This is a genomic window from Mesorhizobium sp. P160187, assembly GCF_057766425.1.
This window is the reverse complement of sequence record NZ_JBYMDX010000003.1, coordinates 230,652-250,542: the sequence shown is the minus strand read 5'-3', so window position 1 is coordinate 250,542 and position 19,891 is coordinate 230,652. Positions and strand designations below refer to the sequence as shown.

22 protein-coding genes are annotated in these 19,891 nt (G+C 63.0%); 8 read left to right on the top strand and 14 right to left on the bottom strand.

The features are described from left to right. The first annotated feature begins 132 nt into the window (after nucleotides 1–132). From AC3CCE_RS04505 to AC3CCE_RS04490, 4 genes are all read left to right on the top strand, one after another. Nucleotides 133–2,694, top strand: coding sequence for an ATP-binding cassette domain-containing protein (locus AC3CCE_RS04505; protein WP_352626090.1), 2,562 nt, complete (start codon nucleotides 133–135; stop codon nucleotides 2,692–2,694). Next, nucleotides 2,691–3,680, top strand: a complete 990-nt coding sequence (locus tag AC3CCE_RS04500; protein WP_352626091.1) for an ABC transporter permease — start codon at nucleotides 2,691–2,693, stop codon at nucleotides 3,678–3,680. Before AC3CCE_RS04505 ends, AC3CCE_RS04500 begins: the two co-directional genes overlap by 4 nt. Before the next feature lie 46 nt (nucleotides 3,681–3,726). Next, a complete protein-coding gene (locus AC3CCE_RS04495) occupies nucleotides 3,727–4,728 on the top strand; it encodes a rhamnose ABC transporter substrate-binding protein (protein WP_023701576.1) in 1,002 nt (333 codons plus the stop codon). Nucleotides 4,729–4,807: 79 nt separating this feature from the next. Next, nucleotides 4,808–5,569 carry a glutamine amidotransferase gene (locus AC3CCE_RS04490; RefSeq protein ID WP_352626092.1) on the top strand — a complete coding sequence of 254 codons (762 nt, stop codon included), beginning with the start codon at nucleotides 4,808–4,810 and terminating at the stop codon, nucleotides 5,567–5,569. Between the two features lie 22 nt (nucleotides 5,570–5,591). Here the strand turns inward: AC3CCE_RS04490 and AC3CCE_RS04485 are convergent, their stop codons facing one another. After that, nucleotides 5,592–6,023 carry a MarR family winged helix-turn-helix transcriptional regulator gene (locus tag AC3CCE_RS04485; protein WP_023828119.1) on the bottom strand — a complete coding sequence of 144 codons (432 nt, stop codon included), beginning with the start codon at nucleotides 6,021–6,023 and terminating at the stop codon, nucleotides 5,592–5,594. A gap of 150 nt (nucleotides 6,024–6,173) precedes the next feature. Here AC3CCE_RS04485 and AC3CCE_RS04480 point away from each other — a divergent pair, with 150 nt between their 5' ends. Next, nucleotides 6,174–7,016, top strand: coding sequence for an alpha/beta fold hydrolase (locus AC3CCE_RS04480; RefSeq protein WP_155923213.1), 843 nt, complete (start codon nucleotides 6,174–6,176; stop codon nucleotides 7,014–7,016). A 98-nt stretch (nucleotides 7,017–7,114) separates the two neighbouring features. Here the strand turns inward: AC3CCE_RS04480 and AC3CCE_RS04475 are convergent, their stop codons facing one another. Both AC3CCE_RS04475 and AC3CCE_RS04470 read right to left on the bottom strand, forming a co-directional pair. Beyond that, the gene (locus tag AC3CCE_RS04475) at nucleotides 7,115–8,029 is read right to left on the bottom strand and encodes an alpha/beta fold hydrolase (protein WP_023817450.1); all 915 of its coding nucleotides are present in this window, start codon (nucleotides 8,027–8,029) and stop codon (nucleotides 7,115–7,117) included. A gap of 141 nt (nucleotides 8,030–8,170) precedes the next feature. After that, complete coding sequence (locus AC3CCE_RS04470; protein WP_023670046.1) at nucleotides 8,171–9,415, bottom strand: MFS transporter; 1,245 nt, start codon at nucleotides 9,413–9,415, stop codon at nucleotides 8,171–8,173. A gap of 204 nt (nucleotides 9,416–9,619) precedes the next feature. On the opposite strand from AC3CCE_RS04470, the gene AC3CCE_RS04465 reads away from it, so the two are divergent. Then, nucleotides 9,620–10,492, top strand: a complete 873-nt coding sequence (locus AC3CCE_RS04465) for an AraC family transcriptional regulator (protein WP_023825359.1) — start codon at nucleotides 9,620–9,622, stop codon at nucleotides 10,490–10,492. 35 nt (nucleotides 10,493–10,527) lie between these two features. Here the strand turns inward: AC3CCE_RS04465 and AC3CCE_RS04460 are convergent, their stop codons facing one another. From AC3CCE_RS04460 to AC3CCE_RS04410, 11 genes are all read right to left on the bottom strand, one after another. Further along, entirely contained in the window at nucleotides 10,528–11,499 is a 972-nt protein-coding gene (locus AC3CCE_RS04460) for a Bug family tripartite tricarboxylate transporter substrate binding protein (protein ID WP_023683714.1), read from the bottom strand. A 146-nt stretch (nucleotides 11,500–11,645) separates the two neighbouring features. Beyond that, entirely contained in the window at nucleotides 11,646–11,915 is a 270-nt protein-coding gene (locus AC3CCE_RS04455; RefSeq protein ID WP_488377107.1) for a hypothetical protein, read from the bottom strand. After that, nucleotides 11,912–12,160: a hypothetical protein gene (locus AC3CCE_RS04450; RefSeq protein WP_488377106.1), complete on the bottom strand. Its 249-nt coding sequence runs from the start codon at nucleotides 12,158–12,160 to the stop codon at nucleotides 11,912–11,914. The genes AC3CCE_RS04455 and AC3CCE_RS04450 overlap by 4 nt, the downstream gene beginning before the upstream one ends. A gap of 93 nt (nucleotides 12,161–12,253) precedes the next feature. After that, a complete protein-coding gene (locus AC3CCE_RS04445; RefSeq protein WP_023686119.1) occupies nucleotides 12,254–13,189 on the bottom strand; it encodes a ribose-phosphate pyrophosphokinase in 936 nt (311 codons plus the stop codon). 141 nt (nucleotides 13,190–13,330) lie between these two features. Further along, a complete protein-coding gene (locus AC3CCE_RS04440) occupies nucleotides 13,331–13,927 on the bottom strand; it encodes a hypothetical protein (protein WP_023713943.1) in 597 nt (198 codons plus the stop codon). A 55-nt stretch (nucleotides 13,928–13,982) separates the two neighbouring features. Then, nucleotides 13,983–15,134, bottom strand: coding sequence for a M24 family metallopeptidase (locus tag AC3CCE_RS04435; protein ID WP_023683716.1), 1,152 nt, complete (start codon nucleotides 15,132–15,134; stop codon nucleotides 13,983–13,985). Next, nucleotides 15,134–15,928, bottom strand: coding sequence for a peptidoglycan editing factor PgeF (gene pgeF, locus AC3CCE_RS04430; RefSeq protein WP_023695793.1), 795 nt, complete (start codon nucleotides 15,926–15,928; stop codon nucleotides 15,134–15,136). Before pgeF ends, AC3CCE_RS04435 begins: the two co-directional genes overlap by 1 nt. 151 nt (nucleotides 15,929–16,079) lie before the next feature. Beyond that, entirely contained in the window at nucleotides 16,080–17,144 is a 1,065-nt protein-coding gene (locus tag AC3CCE_RS04425) for a class I SAM-dependent methyltransferase (protein ID WP_352626093.1), read from the bottom strand. Beyond that, nucleotides 17,141–18,025 (bottom strand): prolipoprotein diacylglyceryl transferase, encoded by an 885-nt coding sequence (gene lgt / locus AC3CCE_RS04420; protein WP_023686116.1) that lies wholly within the window; start codon nucleotides 18,023–18,025, stop codon nucleotides 17,141–17,143. The genes AC3CCE_RS04425 and lgt overlap by 4 nt, the downstream gene beginning before the upstream one ends. Before the next feature lie 103 nt (nucleotides 18,026–18,128). Beyond that, entirely contained in the window at nucleotides 18,129–18,368 is a 240-nt protein-coding gene (locus AC3CCE_RS04415) for a BrnA antitoxin family protein (protein WP_023683720.1), read from the bottom strand. A gap of 85 nt (nucleotides 18,369–18,453) precedes the next feature. Beyond that, complete coding sequence (locus AC3CCE_RS04410; RefSeq protein WP_352626094.1) at nucleotides 18,454–18,612, bottom strand: hypothetical protein; 159 nt, start codon at nucleotides 18,610–18,612, stop codon at nucleotides 18,454–18,456. Between the two features lie 154 nt (nucleotides 18,613–18,766). Here AC3CCE_RS04410 and AC3CCE_RS04405 point away from each other — a divergent pair, with 154 nt between their 5' ends. Beyond that, nucleotides 18,767–19,069 (top strand): accessory factor UbiK family protein, encoded by a 303-nt coding sequence (locus tag AC3CCE_RS04405; RefSeq protein ID WP_352626095.1) that lies wholly within the window; start codon nucleotides 18,767–18,769, stop codon nucleotides 19,067–19,069. Nucleotides 19,070–19,385: 316 nt separating this feature from the next. Beyond that, nucleotides 19,386–19,886: a type III secretion system chaperone family protein gene (locus AC3CCE_RS04400; RefSeq protein ID WP_006202532.1), complete on the top strand. Its 501-nt coding sequence runs from the start codon at nucleotides 19,386–19,388 to the stop codon at nucleotides 19,884–19,886. Nucleotides 19,887–19,891 lie beyond the last annotated feature (5 nt).

Sequence of the window (19,891 nt, the reverse complement as noted above, 5' to 3'; positions counted from 1 at the left end):
GGCCGAGCGCACCCTGCGGTGCCTATGTTGGCGGCGACAGTGCGCGTCGGAACCATGGAAGTCAATTTTGCCGTTGCGCCTTTGCGCTATTTAATATAGCAAATTGAAAAAATAACTAGTCAGGGAGGAGACGTGCTGCACTCGGGCACACAAAGCGAAGCCGACGCTGCGGTGGTGCGGGCTGTTCCTGTTGCCCTGGTTCAGGCGGCGAAGGCTTTCGGCGGCACGATTGCGCTCAAGGACGCCTCCTTCGAATTGCGCTCCGGCGAGGTGCTGGCGCTGCTTGGCGAAAACGGCGCCGGCAAGAGCACCTGCGTGAAGCTTCTGGCCGGTGTGCATTCTCCCACCAGCGGTCATGTCGAGGTTGACGGCAAATCAGCCGTCTTCCATTCGCCGCACGACGCGCAAGCGGCCGGCATTGCGGTCATGCACCAGCATCCTGGCCTGTTTCCCGATCTGTCGGTGGCGGAGAACATCTATCTCGGCCACATGCCGCGCGACCGCTTCGGCGGCATCGACAATGCCGCCATGCTGGCCGGCGCCCGCAAGGTGCTGGCCACCGTCGGGCTCGACGTGCCGGCGGCAACGCGGCTGGGAACACTGCGTACCTCTGAACAACAACTGGTCGAGATCGCCCGCGCGCTGTCGCTGGATGCCCGCGTGCTGATCATGGACGAGCCCACGGCCGCATTGTCACAACGCGAGGTCGAGCGGCTGTTTTCCGTCGTTGCCCATCTCAGGCTGCACGGCGTGGCGATGATGTTCGTCGGCCACCGCATGGATGAAATCTTCCGCATCGCCGACCGCATCGCGGTGCTGCGTGACGGGCGCCTGATCGGCGTCAAGCCGAAAGCCGAGCTTGGCCGCGCTGCCGCCATCAGCATGATGGTCGGGCGTGAAGTCACCGACCTCTATCCCGAACGGCGCCATGCCTCAGGCGCGCTGGTGCTGGAGGGGAAGGGACTTTCGCGCGCCGGCGGGTTTGTCGGTATCGACCTCAAGCTTCACGCCGGCGAGGTGCTGGGGCTTGGCGGCCTGGTCGGCAGCGGGCGGACCGAGATTGCACGCGTGCTGTTTGGCATCGACCGGCCCGACACCGGCGAAATCCTGATCGACGGCAAGCCCGTGCGTTTCGCCTCGGCGCGCGACGCCATGGACGCGCGCATCGCCTATGTCTCGGAAGACCGCATGGGCCAGAGCCTGGTGATGGACTTTTCCATCCTCGACAATGCGGTGCTGCCGGTCCTCGACAAGGCCGCGCCTCGCGGTCTCTACGGCACCGACCGCGCCATCGGTCTGGTGGCGGACTGGCTGAAGCGCATGAAGCTGCGCTTTTCCGGTTACGGACAGCCGGTGAAAGAGTTATCCGGCGGCAACCAGCAGAAGGTGGTGCTGGCCAAATGGCTGCGCACCGAGCCGCGCGTGCTCATCCTCGACGAGCCGACGCAAGGCATCGATGTCGGTACCAAGGCGGAAGTGCATGCAATGATCGCTGACCTTGCCGCGCAAGGCATGGCGATCCTGCTGATCTCGTCAGAGATGCCCGAACTGATCGGCATGTGCGACCGCATTATCGTGCTGCGCGAAGGCCGCCAGACTGCCGAGTTTTGGCGCGGGCAAGCCACGCAGGAAAAAGTACTGGAAGCGGCGACCAGGACCGATGAACGTGCCGGCCAGGCAGCGCAGATAGAACGCGCCGCCGAGGAGGAAAAGGCAAAAGGACCGTTCGATTTTCTGAAGCGGCGGGAATTCGGCCTGCTTGCGGCAATGCTCGCCGTCGCCATTCCGGTCACCATCATCAACCCGCGCATGGTGAGCGCGGCGAACCTCACCGCTGTGTCGATGGACGCGGCCTTGCTGATTGTCGCCGCACTGGCGCAGATGCTGGTGCTGATCACCCGCAACATCGACCTGTCGATCGCAGCTGTGATCGGCCTCTCCGCCTATATGGCGGCCAGCATGGTTCAGGCCTATCCCGGATTGGACATCGGCATCGGCCTGATCACCGCCTGCGCGGTCGGCGGCTTTGCCGGACTGCTCAACGGCCTTGTCGTTACCAGGGGAAAGATCCCGGCCATCGTCGTTACGCTGGCTTCGATGTCGATCTTCCGCGGTTTCAACTCGATCTGGGCGGCGGGCGACCAGGTCAGCGCCGACGAAGTCACGCAAGCCTGGCTCGACATGACCGGGCTGAAGATCGCAGGCGTGCCGCTGATCGTCATCATCGCTATTGTCATCCTGTGCGCCGGCTATGTGCTGCTCTATCGCACCGCAACCGGGCGCGAGCTGTTTGCCACCGGTTCCAACCCGGACGGCGCAAGGCTGATCGGCATTCCGGTCGACCGGCGCATCCTGCTGGCCTTCGGCATGGCCGGCCTGCTAGGCGGCCTGTGCGGCGCCCTGTGGGCTTCGCGCTACGCCACCATCGATGCCCGCGTCGCGCTCGGCTTCGAACTCACGGTGATCGCCTCCGCCGTGGTCGGCGGCGTCGCCATCCGCGGCGGCTCGGGCACGCTGCTCGGCATCATCCTTGGCGCGCTCACGCTCTTGGTCATCAAGAACGGGCTGACGCTGGTGCGTGTCGACCCGCTCTGGCTGCAGGGCGTCTATGGCTTGGTGATCCTGGTTGCCATCGGCATCGACACCTTCATCGCGCGGCGTGCCGAACAGGCAAGACAGGCGAGGGCGAGATGAGAAAGTTTATCCGCTCGATCGACTTCTGGGATCTGCTGCTGGCGACCGCCTGCCTCGCCGTCTTTATCTATGCGGCGGTCTTCGTGCCGAATTTCGTTTCCGGCTTTAACCTTTCTCAACTGGCGGCGAGCGCCTCGGAAAAGGCGTTGCTGATCCTGCCGATGACGCTGCTCATCATCACCCGCGAGATCGATCTGTCGATCGCCTCTGTGCTGGCGCTGACATCCGTGGTGTTTGGCCTGCTCGTCCAGGGCGGCGTGCCGACGCTGGCGGCCATTCCGCTGACGCTGGTCTTCGGCGGCCTGCTCGGCGCCTTCAATGGCTATCTGGTTTCAGGGCTGGGGCTGCAGTCGCTGGTGGTGACGCTCGGCACCATGGCGCTCTATCGGGGCATTGGCTACATCCTGCTCGGCACCGGTTCGGTCAACATATTGCCGCCGGCGGTCGTCGATTTCGGCATCAACAATCTGCCGGGCACACAAATCCCGTGGACCATCGTGCCGTTCCTGCTGCTGGCGCCGATCTTCGCGGTGGTGCTGCAGAAGACGCCGACCGGCAAGCGCATCTATGCGCTCGGCGGCAGCCCCGAAGTGGCGCGTTATTCCGGCATCGATACGCGCAAAATGGTGCTGAAGCTGTTCGTCGTTTCGGGCATGGTCGCGGCCATCGCCGGCATCGTCTATACCGCGCGCCTCTCCAACGCCCGCGCCAACAATGCGCTCGGCATGGAGCTCGATGTCATCACCATCGTGCTGCTCGGCGGCGTCAGTGTCTTTGGCGGCAAGGGGCGGCTCACCGGCGTCATGCTGGCGCTGCTCTTGATTGCCATCATCCGCAACGTGCTGGCGCTCAACCAGATCGGCGGCGACGCCCAAGGCATGATCATCGGCCTGCTCCTGATCGGCTCGCTGCTGGTCTCCAACTACTGGCGCTCCCTGGAGGAGCGGCTGTCAAGATCGCGCGTCCTGCGCGAAACCAAGGGGTGATCTCGGGCCCCTTTCTTCAAGCCCGAATTCTGACGGAGGAGACACAATGAAAGCGTTTAGAATAGCCCTGCTCGCATCCGCGGTTCTGCTTGCGCCGGCCTCGCTGGCATACAGCCAGGAATGCGCCAAGGAACCTGTAACGGTCGGCTTCCTGCCCAAGCTCGACACCGATCCCTACTTCAAGGTGGCTTTCGGCGGCGCCGAGGAGGCTGCGAAGGAAATTGGCGGCACCGCCACCCAGGTCGCCCCGTCGCAGGCGACGGCCGAGGCACAGATCGAATTCATCAACAGCCTTGTGTCGCAGAAGGTCGGGGTCATCGCTATCGCCGGCAACGACGCCAATGCGGTTGCGCCTGCGCTGAAGCGCGCCGTTCAGCAAGGCGTCCGGGTGATATCGTACGATTCCGACGTCGCGGCCGATGCGCGCGCGGTGTTCGTGAACCAGGTGAAGGGCGACAGTCTGGCCGAAATGATGCTGGAAAGCGCATTCAACCTCAGCGGCGGCGAAGGCGAGTTCGCCATCCTGTCGTCGACGCCGACGGCGACCAACCAGAACGCCTGGATCGACTTCATGAAGGCGAAGATGGCGGCAGAGCCGAAATACGCCAAGATGAAACTAGTGCAGGTCGCCTATGGCGAGGAGAGCGAGCAGGTCAACCAGCAGCAGGCCTTGGCGCTGGTGCAGGCGTTTCCGGATCTCAAGGTGATCATCGTGCCGGCAGGCATTGGCCTTCCGGCGGCCGCGCGCGCACTCGAGGAAGCCGGCATGATCGGCAAGGTCAAGCTGACCGGCCTTGCGCCGGCCACTTTGATTTCGAAATACATCAAGGATGGCGCTGCCCAGGATATCTGGTGGAATGTCACCGATCTCGGCTACCTGACCTATCAGGCGGCCCAGGCGCTGGCGCAGTGCAAGATCACCGGCAAGGAAGGTGAGAAGTTCACGGCGGGCAGGCTCGGCGAATACACGATCGGGGCCAGCGGCGAACTGATCCTTGGCCCGGCCAAGATCGTGACCCCGGAAAACCTGGCCGAGTTTAAGTTCTAAGCCTCCCAAGGCCCGGCGGGCGCCGGTTCAAGCCGGCGCCCGCTCGTTCAATTGTCAGTCGAAAAGCGTGAGGGCGACGATGAAACTCTTGCTGGCAGGCGAGACCTTCGCGGCGACGACGTCGGTCGCTGCCGGCGGCGACGTTCTGACAAGTGCGACATGGGTGAATGGCGCGACGTCCTTCAATGCCGCCCTTGCCGCAGAGGGCATAGCGGTGACGCAGATCGGTGGCGATCGCTGCGCGGCCGAATTTCCGTATGACCTCGACGCGCTGGCCGAATACCAGGCGGTGGTGATCTCCGATGTCGGCGCGCTGACCTTGCTGGTCACGCCGGAGGCCCGCGCCGGGCGCATTGGCGTCAACCGCCTCGAGGTGCTCAAGGCCTACGTCGAAAGCGGCGGCGGGCTGATGCTGGCCGGAGGCTATATGGGATTCCAGGGTATGTTCGGCACGGCGCGTTTCCACGACACGCCGGTGGAGGACGTGCTGCCCGTGCGCTGCCTGCCATTCTCGGATGGGTTGGAAGTGCCGCAAGGCCTGCACCCGTCGATCCTTCAGGCGTCGCATCCAATCGTTGCCGGTGTCGGGGGCCCGTTGCCGCCGATCCTCGGCATGAACAAACTCGATTTCAGGCGCGATGGCTCGTCCCAGCTTCTGGCGACCTGCCATTATCGTGGCACCGACTGGCCGCTGCTTGCTGCTCGCAGCGTTGGCCACGGCCGCACTGTCGCCTGGGCGACGGATATCGGCCCGCACTGGCTGTCGCAGGACTTTCTCGGCTGGCCGCTCTACGGCAAGCTGATGGGCAACGTCGTGCGCTGGCTGGCCGGCAAGGATTAAGCCTGGCGTGTTTGTAGGGCAGCTAGTCCGGCTTGCTGCTCAACGCTTCGCGCAGCGCCTGGATCCGCCGATTCAAGGCATCGAGATCAGCCATCGTCATGCCCGAGCGTTCGATCAGGGTTTCGTTGAGGCAGTTGCACTGGACGAGCAGCGCGCGGCCGGCAGGCGTCAGGTCGACCTGCACTTGGCGCTCGTCCGTCTGGCTGCGCTGGCGGGTGACGAGACCGGCCTGTTCCATGCGCTTCAACAGCGGCGTGATGGTGCTCGATTCCAAAGCGAGCCTGTGCGCAATCGAGCCGACCGACATCCCGCCGGCTTCGGCAAGTGCGTTCAGCACGAGATATTGCGGATAGGTGATGCCCATCTCGTCCAGCATGGGCTTGTAGGTGCGATTGATTGCCATGCTGGTGGCGTAAAGCGTGAAGCAGAGCTGGTTGTCCAACGGGAGAGGCACGAGGCATTCCTTTGCCGACTGAGCACATCAATATGTAGCACGAAAAATGATATCGCGATACATATTTTCTGTAGACAAGGATTTGGACCTGCGCTAGTCGTATGGTTATCGCGATATTGATTATCGCGGAAGCAATCAATGGAGAGCGAGATGACCAAGCCCGGCAGCAGCACGATCACCACCAAGGACGGCACCGAAATTTTCTACAAGGATTGGGGAACGGGACAACCCATCGTCTTCCATCACGGCTGGCCGCTGAGCAGCGACGACTGGGACGCCCAGATGCTGTTCTTCCTGTCCAAGGGCTATCGCGTCATTGCCCATGACCGGCGCGGCCATGGCCGCTCCACCCAGACCGATACCGGCAACGAGATGGACACCTACGCCGCTGATGTCGCGGAGCTTGCGGCGCATCTCGACCTCAAGGACGCGATCCATGTCGGCCATTCCACCGGTGGCGGCGAAGTGGCCCGCTATGTCGCGAAGTACGGTTCCGGTGGCCGTGTCGCCAAGGCCGCACTGCTCGGCGCGGTGCCGCCGATCATGCTGAAGACGGCGGCCAATCCGGGTGGCCTGCCGATCGAGGTGTTCGATGGTTTCCGCTCCGCCCAGGCAGCCAACCGCGCCCAGTTTTTCCACGATATTGCGGCCGGCCCGTTCTACGGCTTCAACCGCCCCGGCGCCCAGGTATCGCAGGCTGTCGTCGAGAATTGGTGGCGCCAGGGCATGATGGGCGGCACCAAGGCGCATTATGATTGCATCAAGGCGTTCTCGGAAACCGACTTCACCGACGATCTGAAGGCCATCGACGTGCCGGTGCTGGTCATGCATGGCGACGACGACCAGATCGTTCCGATCACCGACTCCGCGCTGCTGGCTGTCAAGCTCCTCAAAAAGGGCGAGCTCAAGGTCTACAAGGGTTTTCCGCACGGCATGGCGACCACGCACGCCGATGTGATCAACGCCGACCTGCTGGCGTTCTTCAAGGCGTAGAATCGTTCAGTTGAATAGACATCGTCCAGTTGGATAGGCAAGGCACCCGCCGCCGGGCGGGTGCATTTGCTTTCGTCGAAATGTCAGCGGGACAGTGCCTATTTATCGAGAAAACCAGTGATCAGTTTGACGGTGTCGTCGGGGTTTTCCTCCATGATCCAGTGTCCGGAAGCGGGCACGATGCCGCCCGTGACATCGGTCGCAACAAGCCGCAGGAGATCGGCCTGCGTAGTGCCAGCGGATTTTTCACCGCCGACAGCCAGTACCGGCATGGTCAGTTTGCCGCCGGCGGCAAGCATCGCCTGGTTGTCGATCGCGTCCTGGTCAAACGCCTTGAACTGCTCGAAGGCGTCATGCATCGCATGCGGGCGGGCATAGAGTTTGGCGTAGTGCCTGCGCGTCGCCTCGTCGATCTTCTTGGGGTCAGCCGACAACTCGTTGTAGAAGCGGTCGAGATAGATGCGCTCGCGCCCCGCGACCAGCCGCTCCATATCAGGGCCGCGGAAGTTGAAGTGCCAAAGCAGCGGGCTTTGCTTGATCTTTTCCCAGTCGCCTATGCCGGGCAGCGGCGCGTCGATGATAACCCATTTGGTGATGCGCTTGGGATACTGAGCGGCGAGCGCATAGCCGACCATGTTGCCGATGTCGTGGGTGACGAGATCTGCCTTGTCGATCTTCAGGGCATCCAACACGCCGGCGATGTCGACGGCCTGGTTCTTCTTGGCGTAGCCCGCTTCCGGGTGGGCCGACAGACCCATGCCGCGCAGGTCCGGCACGATGACGGTGTGGTCCTTTGCGAGGGCGATGGCCGCGGCGCCCCACATGTCTCCGGTATCGGCAAAGCCGTGCAGCAGCACGACGGCGGGACCCTTGCCGCCAACGCGCACATAGAGTTTGGTGCCGTTGGTTTCGACGGACTGCGTCTTGAAACCCGGCGGAAAGGGAACGATGCGTGCCGTCGCCGGCAAGGTAACAAGAAGCACACCCAATACGGCCAATACGATCTTGCGCATGTCATCCCCCAGAGACGTCGAAGGCCCCAAGCCTTCGTTGATGACTATCTCTAGCAGGCTTTTCAACCAGCGCATGGTGAAAGAATCACAGAGGGCGCAGCAATGCCGCGCCCTGCGTCAAATCCGCAAAATCGACCGGTTTTATCTGGCCGCCGCTTGCGCCTTCCTGGCTTCCTTCATGTTGGGCAGGAACACCGTCAGCAGGCCGAGCAGCGGCAGATACGAGCAGATCTGGAAGACGAAATCGATGCCCTTCATGTCGGCGACGACGCCGAGCACTGCGGCTGCAATGCCGCCCATGCCGAAGGCGAAGCCGAAGAAGATCCCGGCGATGGTGCCGACACGTCCCGGCACCAACTCCTGCGCAAACACGACGATGTTGGAGAAGGCCGAGGACAGGATCAGGCCGATCAGCACCGTCAGCACCATCGTCCATTCGAAATTGGCGTAGGGCAGCGCCAGCGTGAACGGCAGCACGCCGACGATCGAGAACCAGATCATCGCCTTCTGGCCGTAGCGGTCGCCGAACGGTCCGCCGAGCAGGATGCCCAGCGCCGAGGCGCCGAGGAACAGGAACAGCATGACCTGGCTCATCTGCACCGACACGCCGAACTTATGGATGGAATAGAAGGTGTAGTAGCTGGAGAGCGAGGCGATGTAGGCGTTCTTGGTCAGCACCAGCAGCGTCAGCACCGCCAGCGCTCCCATCACCTTCTTGCGCGGGAAGGGGGAGACGAAGCTTGCCGCCTTGCGATTGCCCTGCGCGGCGCGCATCCGGCTGTACCAGCCGCCGACCCGCGACAAAACGATGATGCCGATCAGAGACCCGACGGCGAACCATGAAATGCTGGTCTGGCCGAAGGGCACGACGATGAAGGCAGCGAGCAGCGGCCCCATCGACTGGCCGAAATTGCCGCCGACCTGGAACAAAGATTGCGCCAGGCCAAAGCGGCCGCCGGAGGCAAAGCGGGCAATGCGCGAGGATTCCGGATGGAAGATCGCCGAGCCGATTCCGATCAGCGAGGCGCCGACCAGAAGCAGCGCATAGTGGCCGGCATAGGCCAGAACGATCAGGCCAATCAGCGAGGACGCCATGCCGTAGGGCAGCGAATAGGGCATTGGCCGCTTGTCGGTGATCATGCCGATGACCGGCTGCAGCAGCGACGCCGTGACCTGGAAGGTGAAGGTCAGAAGACCGATCTGCCAGAAATCGAGACCGTAATTCTCTTTCAGCAGCGGATAGATCGCCGGCAGCAGCGATTGCATGATGTCGTTGATGCCGTGGCAAAAGCTCACCGCCAGAATGACGGTGAAGGCGGTCGCCTGGGCTGAAGGGAGGCTGGCGCTTGGCTGCGGTGCAATGCTGGTGGCTGTCGTATCGGTCAAGGCAGGCTCCGAGGTCTTTTTGGCGGGTGTTTGCCCGCGGGCTGGCTTGGCGGCCGCTCCCGCGGACCGCCTTAAGGACGCTCGTCTGAAGCGCATGGGGCGACGCCCCTGCGGAGCGCCTTGGGGATGGCTGCCTTATAAGCTGCTTGCGAGGCGACTTCTTTCGTGGTTTGGTCCAATAGTTTCGCAAGTGGGCCATAGCCGATGCCACATCGCAGGGATATCTTCCGCGCCGGCAATGCCGATCTCGGCCGATTGCACGAAAGCCGCTGGCAGTGGCTGGAGGAGGTTTCCGGGCCGGCGGTGGCTTTGCCGACCGAATATCCCGACGGCTACCACGTTCCGCAACACCGTCACAGCCGCAGCCAGTTGCTGCATGCGCTGGTCGGTGTCGTGCTGGTGACGACCAGGTACGGGCGCTGGATGGTGCCACCCGACCACGCAATGTGGATACCGGCCGGCACCGAGCATTCCGTCGAAATGCTGGGCGATGTCTCGATGCGCTCGGTCTATGTCATGCCAGGCGCGATCCCGGGCCTGCCGGAAGGTTTGCGCGTCGTCGGCATCACCGAGCTGATGCACAGCCTGATCGTCGAATCGGAAAAGCTGCCGCAAGGCGGCGAACTGGAAGGCCGCGGCGGGTTGATCATGAACCTCTTGCTGCACGAGATCCCGACCTTGCCGGAACGGCCGCTCGGCCTGCCGTTCCCGTCTGATCCCAGGCTGGCGGCGCTCTGCCGACGCTTCGTGGCGGCACCGTCGCCGCATGCCACGATCGACGAGTGGGCCGATGCCGCGGGGATGAGCCGGCGCTCCTTCACCCGTGCCTTCCACCGCCAGACCGGACTGTCCTTGTCGACATGGCGCCAGCAGGCCTGCCTGTTCGCGGCACTTCCCAGGCTCGCCGACGGCGAGCCGATCACCAGGGTGGCGCTCGACCTCGGTTATGACAGCGTGCCGGCATTCATAACCATGTTCAAGCGCATGCTCGGCGCCTCGCCGCGCGGCTATATGCGCGGCGCCCGCGACGAAGGCATGCGGCGGGCTCAGCCTCGGCTTGAGGCCCCGGCGCCGTAGCGCCAGGAAAAGCCCGCAGCACTTTGTCGTAGGCCCTAGTCCAGCTGAACGCCGCTGGCCTTGACGATCGGTTCCCATTTGGCGAGTTCGGCCTTCACATGCACTCCAAGCTCTTCCGGGGTGGAGGCCACGATCGAGGCGCTGAACTGGGCCATGCGGGCGATCACATCAGGGTCTTTCAGGGCTTCAACTGCCGCCTTCTGAAGAACGGCGACGACCTCCGGCGGCGTGCCTGCGGGCGCGAACAGAGCGTTCCAGCTGTAGGTTTCATAGCCGGGAATGGTTTCGGCAATGGCCGGTATGTCGGGGAAGGAGGGAACGCGCTCCTTGGTGGTGACGCCAAGCGCTCTCAGCGTCCCGCTCTTGATATGGCCCGATGAAGAGGGGAGGTTGTCGAACATCATCGGCACCTGATTGCCGATAACGTCGTTCAAGGCCGGTCCGGCGCCCTTGTAGGGAATGTGCTGCATACTGACGCCGGCCATCGTCTTGAAAAGCTCGCCGGAGAGATGCAGCGGGGTGCCATTGCCTGATGAGGCGTAGGCATATTTGTCCGGGTCCTTCTTCAGCATCTCGATCAGTTCCTTGACGTCCTTGGCGGGGAATTCAGGGTTTACGACCAGGACGTTTGGCACCAGCACGAGCAACGATATCGGCGCAAAATCCTTCTCCGCATCGTAGGGCTTTGTCTTCAGGATCAGCGGGTTGAGCGCGTGGGTTGCGACCGTGCCCATCAGGATCGTGTAGCCGTCCGGTTCGGCTCGGGCGACCTGGGCAGCGCCGATGCTGCCCCCGGCGCCGCCGACATTTTCGACGACAATCTGCTGGCCCAGCTTTTCGGACATCTTGTTGGCGACCAGGCGCGCGACCAGATCCGTCGAGCCACCGGCGGAAAAGGGGACAACCATGGTGATGGTCCGGTCCGGAAAATCGGCGGCCCAAGCCGCCGGTGCTGAAAGGGTGGCTGCGATGGAAACCGCGAGCCCGAGCAAAGTCCTACGCCGCATCTGCTACTCCTCCGTTGATTGGAGGGGAAGTATGGCCATGGTGAACTCCTCGCACAATGCAACCATGGACTGACTGCCCGCCTCAGGAGATCGGGCTTGACACCGATGCTTCGGTTGGCGTGCGCGAGAACGCCTCACCCCTCAGTTCAATCAGCCTTGGTCCAGCTGAAAACAAGCCATTTGTATCGTGACGTCTCTTCAGGCTCGGCCGTGTAGGTCATCTGCATGTCGCCGCCCTCGGCGTAGATGTCGAGCCTGGGCGCCGTGTCCAGTTCGAGCCACAGGGAATCGTTCTTGAACGACCATGTCCCGCACCAGACGCAAGGCCCCGATGCCGGGTCACCCGGTTGGTGAAAATTGTAGCGGCCGTCCGCCGTGATCTCCAGATAGTCGAAGGCGCCATAAAAGGCGGTCACAGTCTGCTGAAATTCGGTCGCAGCCGCTTCCTGGTCGGGCTTCGCCGGCTCTTCAGATCACGCGGTGGCCGGATTGCGGACCCTGCGATGCTCCATTTGCCGATGAAATCCTTTTCGGTGGGAAGATATTCCGTTTGCGCCTGCGCGGTCGAAACCGGAGCGATTGTCGGCGCATAGGCCGCGCTGGCGATGCCGATTGCGAGAAGCATTCCTGCGATGCCTGCAGCCTTGATTCGATTGCGCATCAGCTGCGCTCCTTTCACGACGGTTTGGGGCAGATTCCAAAAACGAGATTACCCCCGAGCCAGGCCTGGGGGCACGCTTTTGGGCAACATGGATTAATCGAACAGGCTCGACACGGACTCTTCGGTCGCTGTGCGCGAAATCGCCTCGCCCATCAGGTCGGCGATGGAGATGACGCGGATATTCGGGGCGTCGAGCACGCCTTGCGTCGGCTGGATGGAATCGGTGATCACCAGTTCCTGCAGCTTCGAGCCGCTGATCCGGGCGACCGCACCGCCCGACAGCACGCCGTGGGTGATATAGGCGGTGACGCTGGTAGCGCCGTTGGCGAGCAGCGCATCGGCGGCATTGCACAGCGTGCCGCCGGAATCGACGATGTCGTCGATCAGCAGGCAATCCTTGCCGGCGACCGCGCCGATGATGTTCATCACTTCGGATTCACCGGGACGTTCGCGGCGCTTGTCGACGATGGCCAGTTGTGCGTCGAAGCGTTTGGCGAGCGCGCGGGCGCGCACCACGCCGCCGATGTCGGGCGAGACGACGACGACATTGGCAAGCTGTTTGTATTTTGCCTTCACGTCGCGGGCCATCACCGGCACCGAGAACAGATTGTCGGTCGGAATGTCGAAAAAACCCTGGATCTGGCCGGCATGGAGGTCGAGCGTCAAGACGCGGTCCACGCCGGCGCGGGTGATCATGTTGGCGACCAGCTTCGCCGAGATCGGTGTGCGGCCCGAGGCCCGGCGATCCTGCCTGGCGTAACCGAAATAGGGGATGACCGCGGTGATGCGCTTGGCCGAGGAGCGCATGAAGGCATCGATCATGATGAGCAGTTCCATCAGATGATCGTTGGTCGGGAACGAGGTCGACTGCAGGATGAAGACATCCTCGCCGCGCACGTTTTCCTGGATTTCGACGAAGATTTCCTGATCGGCGAAGCGTCTGACGCTGGCCTTGCCCAGCGGGACATTGAGATAGCGGGCGACCGCTTCGGCCAGCACCCGGTTGGAATTGCCCGCGAAAAGCTTCATGCACCGTTCCTGGCGAAGGATGGGGAGGTCCTCTTAATCGGGCTTGTAGCGAGCCGTGCCGGTATTGCAAGCCTCGTTGACGGGAATCCGCCGGCTAATCTCAAAAACGTCAACAGTGAACGGAAGCCGGTAACAGGCGGATCAGCCGGCGCTGCCGCCGAGCCAGGCCGCGAACTGGTCGATCGTCTGGTCGGCGATCGCCTGCATGGTAGCGGGTGCAACCGCGGGCCAGCCTTCGGCGGCATTGACCGAGGGCGCCTTCTGCTGGCCATTGATGCGGTGTAGCCGGTTGCCAGCGGGGTCATAGACGTCCCAGACATAGATAACGGTGGTATCCTTGCCTTCCGTCATGGTCGAGAAGTAGCCCTTCAGCACATGGGTGGCGGCCTGGTCGGCGCTGCCGGCAAGGGTGATGCCGCGCTGCTTGGCGCGTGTCTGCAGTTCGGCCGTCAGCGGCGTTGCCGCTTCCACGGAGGCGCCGACGATCGGCGCGATCTGCAGCCGGGTCTTCGACAAAGCGGCGGCGCTCTGCGCGGGGTTGGCGGGTGTCGTGGCGCCGACGACCGGCGCTGGTGTGGCGGCGGGCGCGATGCCCGGGGCAGCCAAGGGCTGAGCCGGTTGGGCCGAGGCTGCCGGCGGCGTGATGGCGGACGGCTCAAGGACGTCCTTGGCATTGGTGCAAGCGGCCAGCACAAGCGCTGCGAGCAATGACACGGTCGTCACATGCGATCGTCTCATCTGCCCGAAAACTCCTTAGTCGCGAACGCCCCCGCGTGGACCAACCATTATGGATTCACTGTACGATCAAGTCGAGATCATGGCGTGAAAGCGGCTTCGGCTGGGATTCGGTGGTCAGGTAGGTGCGGCCAAGCGTCATCGCCGTCTCGGTTTCGGAGTCCATGATGATCATGTGCGCGAACAATGTCATGTTGGGCGCGATCGGCTCGGGATTGCCCTGGTAGAACATCGGCATATCCATCCAGGACGGGGTGAAGCGGGCGCCGACGGAATAGCCGCAGGCGTTCAACCGATGCTTGGTCAGGCTGTGCGCCTCCAGCGTGCGGGCATGCGCGTCGAAGACGTCGCCGAAGGTGTTGCCGGGCGTCATCGCCTTCTCGACCGCCAGAAGAGCCGCGCGGGCGGCGTCGAACAGCTCCTGATGGCGCTTCGACGCCTTGCCGGTCAGCACGGTGCGCATCATCGGCGCGTGATAGTGATGGAACACGCCGGCCCATTCGAGCGTCAGCTGATCGTTCTTGGTCAGCTTGCGGCGCCCGGCCTTGTAGCGGCAGAGCAGCGCGTCGATGCCCGAGCCGATGATGAATTCATTGGCCGGATAGTCGCCGCCGCCGGCAAACACCGCGCCCTGCATGGCGGCAAGGATCAGCGCTTCGTCGCCGCCCTGCTTGATCAGCGGCAGGGCCGCGTCGAGCGCGTCGTCGGAAAGGTTGGCGGCCTTTTCGGCCTTGGCGATTTCAGCCGGGCTCTTGAACAGGCGCAGACGGCCGACAATACCGGAGGCGTCGGCGATCTGGCCGAAGGTCTGCAGCTGCTCGTCGACGCGGCGGCCATTGAAGGCGGTCAGGCCATGGGTGTCGTATTCGACGCCGATGCGGGCGCCGAGGAGATTGAGGTCGTTGAGCAGGTTGCGCAGGTCGACCGCCGGGTTGGCGCCGTCGCGGTCGGTCCACAGCACGATGTTGTCGATGATCGATGTGTGGCGCGCCTGGCGCAAATCGGCCGAGCGGGTGAGCAGCACCATCGAGCCGTCAGCCTTCACAACCAGGCACTGGAAGAAACAGAAGCCGAACGTGTCGTAGCCGGTTAGCCAGTACATGCTCTCCTGGGCGAAAAGCAGTACAGCATCGAGCTTCTTTTCCGTCATCTCGATCATCAACCGGTCACGCCGGGCGTCAAATTCCGACCGTTCGAAATGCAGCGCCATTATCCGTTCTCCAAAACAATTGCCGAAACCTGCCGACCGTAGTCCGGTTCCTTGCGATGCGTCGCGCGCCGGTAGGAAAAGAAGAGATCCTCCTCGGCATAGGTGCAGCGGCCAAGCCCCTGCGCGGTCACGCCAGCCTTCTTCAGCCGGTCGACCGTATAGAGGTTGAGATCGAACATTGCATGCGCCGGATTGGCCGAAGGCGCGAAATAGCCGATGTTTTCGGCATCGGCTTCGACGAAACGGGCGACGAATTCCGGCCCGACCTCGTAATTGTCGGGGCCGATCGAAGGACCGAGAACCGCAATGATGCGCTCACGGCGGGCGCCGAGGCTTTCCATCGCGGCAATGGTGTTTTCAAGCACACCGGTGAAAGCGCCCTTCCAGCCGGCGTGTGCAGCGCCAATGATGCGCGCTTGCGCATCGGCGAACAGCACCGGGCCGCAATCGGCCGTCGAGGCGCCGATGGCGATGCCCGGCCGGTCGGTGACGATGGCGTCGGCCTTGGGCCGCGGGCCGGGAAAGGGTTCCCTGGCAATAACGACATCGGGCGAGTGGACCTGATGCGCGGTCAGGAGATGGCTGGCCGGCACACCCATCCAGGCAGCGACGCGGCGGCGGTTCTCGGCGACCAGCATCTGATCGTCATCCGACCCGGTGCCGATGTTAAGTCCCTGATAGATGCCGCCGGAGACGCCGCCGATACGGGTGAAATAGCCATGGCGGATACCTCGCGGCTTGGCCGCTTCCAGCAGCGGCGAGCGAACAGGATCCGGTTTGGTCTGATTCAGCATGGATGGGTTTGTTGTCCGCGCCGGCGTTTTCGTCAAGGCGAAGTTCGGCCGAGTGATTGCGACAGTGCTGCTGCGTCGACTTTGCATTGGCCAAAAGCAGGCATGCGACCACAAGCGACATGGCGGGACGGCTTGTAACGATCTCTGAGGGTCAGACTGGCTGATGCGGCAGGATTTGCAGGATTTTGAACAGCGTGCCCATGCCGTCGGGTCCGGCCAGGCGCTCGACGGCATCGGCAATGGTTTGTCGTGCCTCTTGGCTTGCCTGGCTGCCCAACTGGCCAGCTCGCTCAAGCAATCCCATGCCAAGCAGAAAGTCGCCCTGCGTCGCCAATTCCACATCGAGGCCATGCGCCCGCACGACGGCGGCCAGTGCCGCGAAGTCGACATGGGCGGTGAGATCGGCTTCGCCGGGATTGGCCAGCACATCTTCTGGGGCGTGCCTGCGCACGGCCTGCAATGTGTCGCCGAAACCGGGCTGGAGGTGGCCGTAATCAGGGAACAGCCCGGCGCCGCCGTGGTCGGCTATGCGTTCGGCAATGGTCGCCATCAGTGCCGCGCGGGCCGGTGCTATTTCGAAAATAGAGCCTTGTGGCGCCTCGGCGGCGTCTTCCGGCAGCAGCGTCGCCTCGACCGAGCCGGCGCCGGCGAAGAAGCTCAACTCGTCTGAGACATCGAGGCCGATCACCCGTTCGCGCCAGCCGGCGCCGGCGCGGATGAACTGGCGGATCGGCACAGCGTCGAACAATTCGTTGCCGACAATCAGCAACGGCGCCTGCGGTAGTGTGGCGATGGTTTCGTGCCAGCCGAGCTCAACCGAAGTTTCGGCAAGCGTCTGCTTCTGGATTTCGGTCAGCCGCGGACTGGTCTCGACCAGAGCGAAGGAGGCTCCGGCGGCGATAGCCGGATCGAGCCGCGTCAGGGTGCGAAGCATGTCCTTCATCAGCGTGCCGCGGCCAGGCCCGATCTCCGCGATGGTGACCGGCAGGGGTCGGCCGATCGCTAGCCAGGCTTGATAGAGCCAGACGGCGACGAGTTCGCCGAACATCTGGCTGATCTCGGGTGCGGTGACGAAGTCGCCGGCGGCGCCGAACGGCTCGCGTGTGGTGTAGTAGCCGTCGCTGGGATCGAACAGGCAGAGCGCCATGTACTCGTTGACGGGGAGGGGGCCGAGCGCGCCGATCAGGTCGACGATGCGGGTCTTCAGCCGTGTCATGCCGGCTGTGGTTGCGGCGCCGGTTTGGCTGTGGCCATCGCCCAGATGCCGGCCAGCACCATCGGCAGCGACAGCACCATGCCCATGGTGAGCCAGCCGCCGAGGAGGTAGCCGAGCTGCTGGTCGGGCTCGCGGAAGAACTCGACGAAGATGCGTGACAGGCCGTAGCCGCAAATGAAGGCGCCGCCGACAAAGCGCGGCGTCTTCAGCTTCAGCCGCGAATGGGTGAGGAAGCGCAGGACCAGGAACAGCACCGCGCCCTCGAGCAGCGCTTCGTAGAGCTGGCTCGGATGGCGGGGCTCCAGGCCCGCGACACAACCCGCCACAGTCTGCTGGAGACGCTCGTTGCAGAAGACGACGCCCCACGACACGTCGGTCACGCGACCCCAGAGTTCGGCATTGACGAAGTTCGCGATGCGGACGAGGCCGAGCCCGACCGGCACGCCGGCTGCCACCACGTCGAACAGCGTCCAGGTGCGGATGCCGCGCTTGAGGGAAAATAGCGTCATGGCGAGGATGACGCCAAGCAGGCCGCCATGGAACGACATGCCGCCCTGCCAGACGGCGAAGATGTCGAGCGGGTGGTCGATATAGCGCTTGAGATCGTAGAACAGCACATAGCCGGTGCGTCCGCCGAGCACGACGCCGACGGCAGCCCAGACGATGAAATCGTCGAGGTCGATCGGCTTCATCGGCAAGACACCATCAGGCCACAGCCTTGTGTTGGTGACCAGCCGCTTGGCGTACCACCAGGCGAACAGGATGCCGACGATATAGCCGATGCCGTACCAGTGCACCGCCAGCGGGCCGATCTGAACCAGGATCGGGTCGATGTTGGGGAAGGACAGCGACGCCATCGGCAGCAGGAAATAGTCGTTCAACAGGATCTCCCGGGAGGGCTCGCGTTAGGGCGCGGACCATGCGGCAGGGTTTTGGCGGGGTCAAGGCAAGTTGGCGATAGCCTGATCGTCGCAGACGGAAGGCTCAACCCTGCGGCTTGCCGGCGACCAATTGCCTGAGCGCATCGTTGATCCTGTCCTGCCAGCCGGGGCCATCTTCCTGGAAATGGTCGAGTACGGCGCGATCGATCCTGATCGAGACAAGCTCGCGAACGTTTGGTGCGGCGGAGGGTTCGCGAATGGGAGGCGCGGGTTTCTTGACTGGCTTGAAGGCCGCTTCAGCGGCTTCCATCGGATTGGTCGGTCGGCGCGGGGGCGTTGCCATTGGTTGATCCTGAATGAGAGTGACTCTTGCCTGGAGCAAGTCGTGAGGAAAACACTAGGCCGCTGGTCTGTGAAGACCAGTAACTTCACTTGGTTCTCTCTGCCATTGCCCTGTATTTGGCTTCAAGCCTGTCCAGCACCTCGTCGCCAGGCTTGACCCGGCCCGCACCGGCATCCGGAATGCCCTTTGCGAGTGCTGCATCGAGTGCTGCAAAGCGCTTCTCCAAGTCCGCACTGTCCGTCATGGCAACCGTCGTTCCAAGAATCCATTTGCGTTAATGGCAATCTGTCTCCCGGACCGTGAGCCAAATCGCGTCGACATGAAGCCGCACCAGCTTCAACGTTCTTGCATTCCGCAGGCAGTGCCACTACGTCAACTCGAGCAAGCGAGGATTTGCCATGTCGACCGGACCGAACCGCATTCTCGATGAATTCGCCAAGCTGATGACCGATGCCGCGGGCGCCGCGCAAGGCGTGCGTCGCGAGGTCGAGACTGCCTTCAAGGGACAGGCCGAGCGCATCCTCAACACCATGGATGTGGTGCAGCGCGAAGAGTTCGAGGCCGCCCGCGAGATGGCCGCCAAGGCCCGCGAAGAAAACACCAGGCTGGCCGCCCGCATCGATGCGCTCGAGGCCAGGCTTGCCGAATTGACCGGACAGGCCGCACCTGTGGCTGCGGCAAAGCCCAAAGCAAAAAAATAAAATTTGAACTTTTCCACAAAGCACAATCCGAAAAAATGCTTTGCCGTGAATCGTTTACCGGCAATGCATGAATCTTTGTGACAGCGCCTTTCCACATGCTGATGACGCAGTGCGAAAAATTAGGCTGTTCACGCGACTCCCGATCAATAGACTGAATTTGTTGCATGATTCGGAGCAGGGTCATGCGGCCGGGCGGTGGGGTCCGGTCCGGGGTCTTTGTGTCGTGAAGTCCTGGCCGTCCGAGTTCAAGACAAGATTGTTCGTCGTGTGTGCCCCGCGGAGCGTGTGGCGCTCCCCTGAACACAGGAAGCATTCCATGGAACTTCTCGAACTCGAATTCTCCCGCGAAATCCATCCGGTGGATGTCATCGAGCAGGTCGCCCATAACAATGACTGGTCCTTCGAACGGGCCGGCGATGACGAAATCTCGATCTCGGTTGCCGGCAGCTGGACCGATTATCACGTCTCCTTCTCGTGGATGGAGGACTTCGAGGCGCTGCATCTGGCCTGTGCTTTCGACATCAAGGTGCCGGAAGCCCGCGCGCTGGAAGTGATGCGGCTTTTGTCGCTGATCAACGAGCAGATGCTGTTTGGCCATTTCGATCTCTGGGAGCAGGAGGGCGCGATCATGTTTCGCCAGTCACTGCTGCTCGCCGGCGGGGTCGAACCGTCGAGCCAGCAGGTCGAGGTGCTTTTGTCGTCGGCGCTTGAAGCCTGCGAATGCTATTTCCAGGCCTTCCAGTTCGTTGTCTGGTCGGGAACCTCGGCCAAGGATGCGCTGGCCGGTGTCCTGTTCGAGACCTATGGCAACGCTTGAGCTTC

Bases quoted from the DNA above. Each gene is read 5' to 3' on its own strand.
- AC3CCE_RS04405 (WP_352626095.1), top strand. From the start codon at position 18,767: ATGTCGACCGGACCGAACCGCATTCTCGATGAATTCGCCAAGCTGATG.
- AC3CCE_RS04415 (WP_023683720.1), bottom strand. From the start codon at position 18,368: ATGGCAACGCCCCCGCGCCGACCGACCAATCCGATGGAAGCCGCTGAA.
- AC3CCE_RS04490 (WP_352626092.1), top strand. From the start codon at position 4,808: ATGAAACTCTTGCTGGCAGGCGAGACCTTCGCGGCGACGACGTCGGTC.
- AC3CCE_RS04495 (WP_023701576.1), top strand. From the start codon at position 3,727: ATGAAAGCGTTTAGAATAGCCCTGCTCGCATCCGCGGTTCTGCTTGCG.
- AC3CCE_RS04445 (WP_023686119.1), bottom strand. From the start codon at position 13,189: ATGAAGCTTTTCGCGGGCAATTCCAACCGGGTGCTGGCCGAAGCGGTC.
- AC3CCE_RS04410 (WP_352626094.1), bottom strand. From the start codon at position 18,612: ATGACGGACAGTGCGGACTTGGAGAAGCGCTTTGCAGCACTCGATGCA.
- AC3CCE_RS04475 (WP_023817450.1), bottom strand. From the start codon at position 8,029: ATGCGCAAGATCGTATTGGCCGTATTGGGTGTGCTTCTTGTTACCTTG.
- AC3CCE_RS04400 (WP_006202532.1), top strand. From the start codon at position 19,386: ATGGAACTTCTCGAACTCGAATTCTCCCGCGAAATCCATCCGGTGGAT.
- AC3CCE_RS04425 (WP_352626093.1), bottom strand. From the start codon at position 17,144: ATGACACGGCTGAAGACCCGCATCGTCGACCTGATCGGCGCGCTCGGC.
- AC3CCE_RS04440 (WP_023713943.1), bottom strand. From the start codon at position 13,927: ATGAGACGATCGCATGTGACGACCGTGTCATTGCTCGCAGCGCTTGTG.
- AC3CCE_RS04450 (WP_488377106.1), bottom strand. From the start codon at position 12,160: ATGCGCAATCGAATCAAGGCTGCAGGCATCGCAGGAATGCTTCTCGCA.
- pgeF (WP_023695793.1), bottom strand. From the start codon at position 15,928: ATGCTGAATCAGACCAAACCGGATCCTGTTCGCTCGCCGCTGCTGGAA.
- AC3CCE_RS04480 (WP_155923213.1), top strand. From the start codon at position 6,174: ATGACCAAGCCCGGCAGCAGCACGATCACCACCAAGGACGGCACCGAA.
- AC3CCE_RS04435 (WP_023683716.1), bottom strand. From the start codon at position 15,134: ATGGCGCTGCATTTCGAACGGTCGGAATTTGACGCCCGGCGTGACCGG.
- AC3CCE_RS04460 (WP_023683714.1), bottom strand. From the start codon at position 11,499: ATGCGGCGTAGGACTTTGCTCGGGCTCGCGGTTTCCATCGCAGCCACC.
- AC3CCE_RS04500 (WP_352626091.1), top strand. From the start codon at position 2,691: ATGAGAAAGTTTATCCGCTCGATCGACTTCTGGGATCTGCTGCTGGCG.
- AC3CCE_RS04465 (WP_023825359.1), top strand. From the start codon at position 9,620: ATGCCACATCGCAGGGATATCTTCCGCGCCGGCAATGCCGATCTCGGC.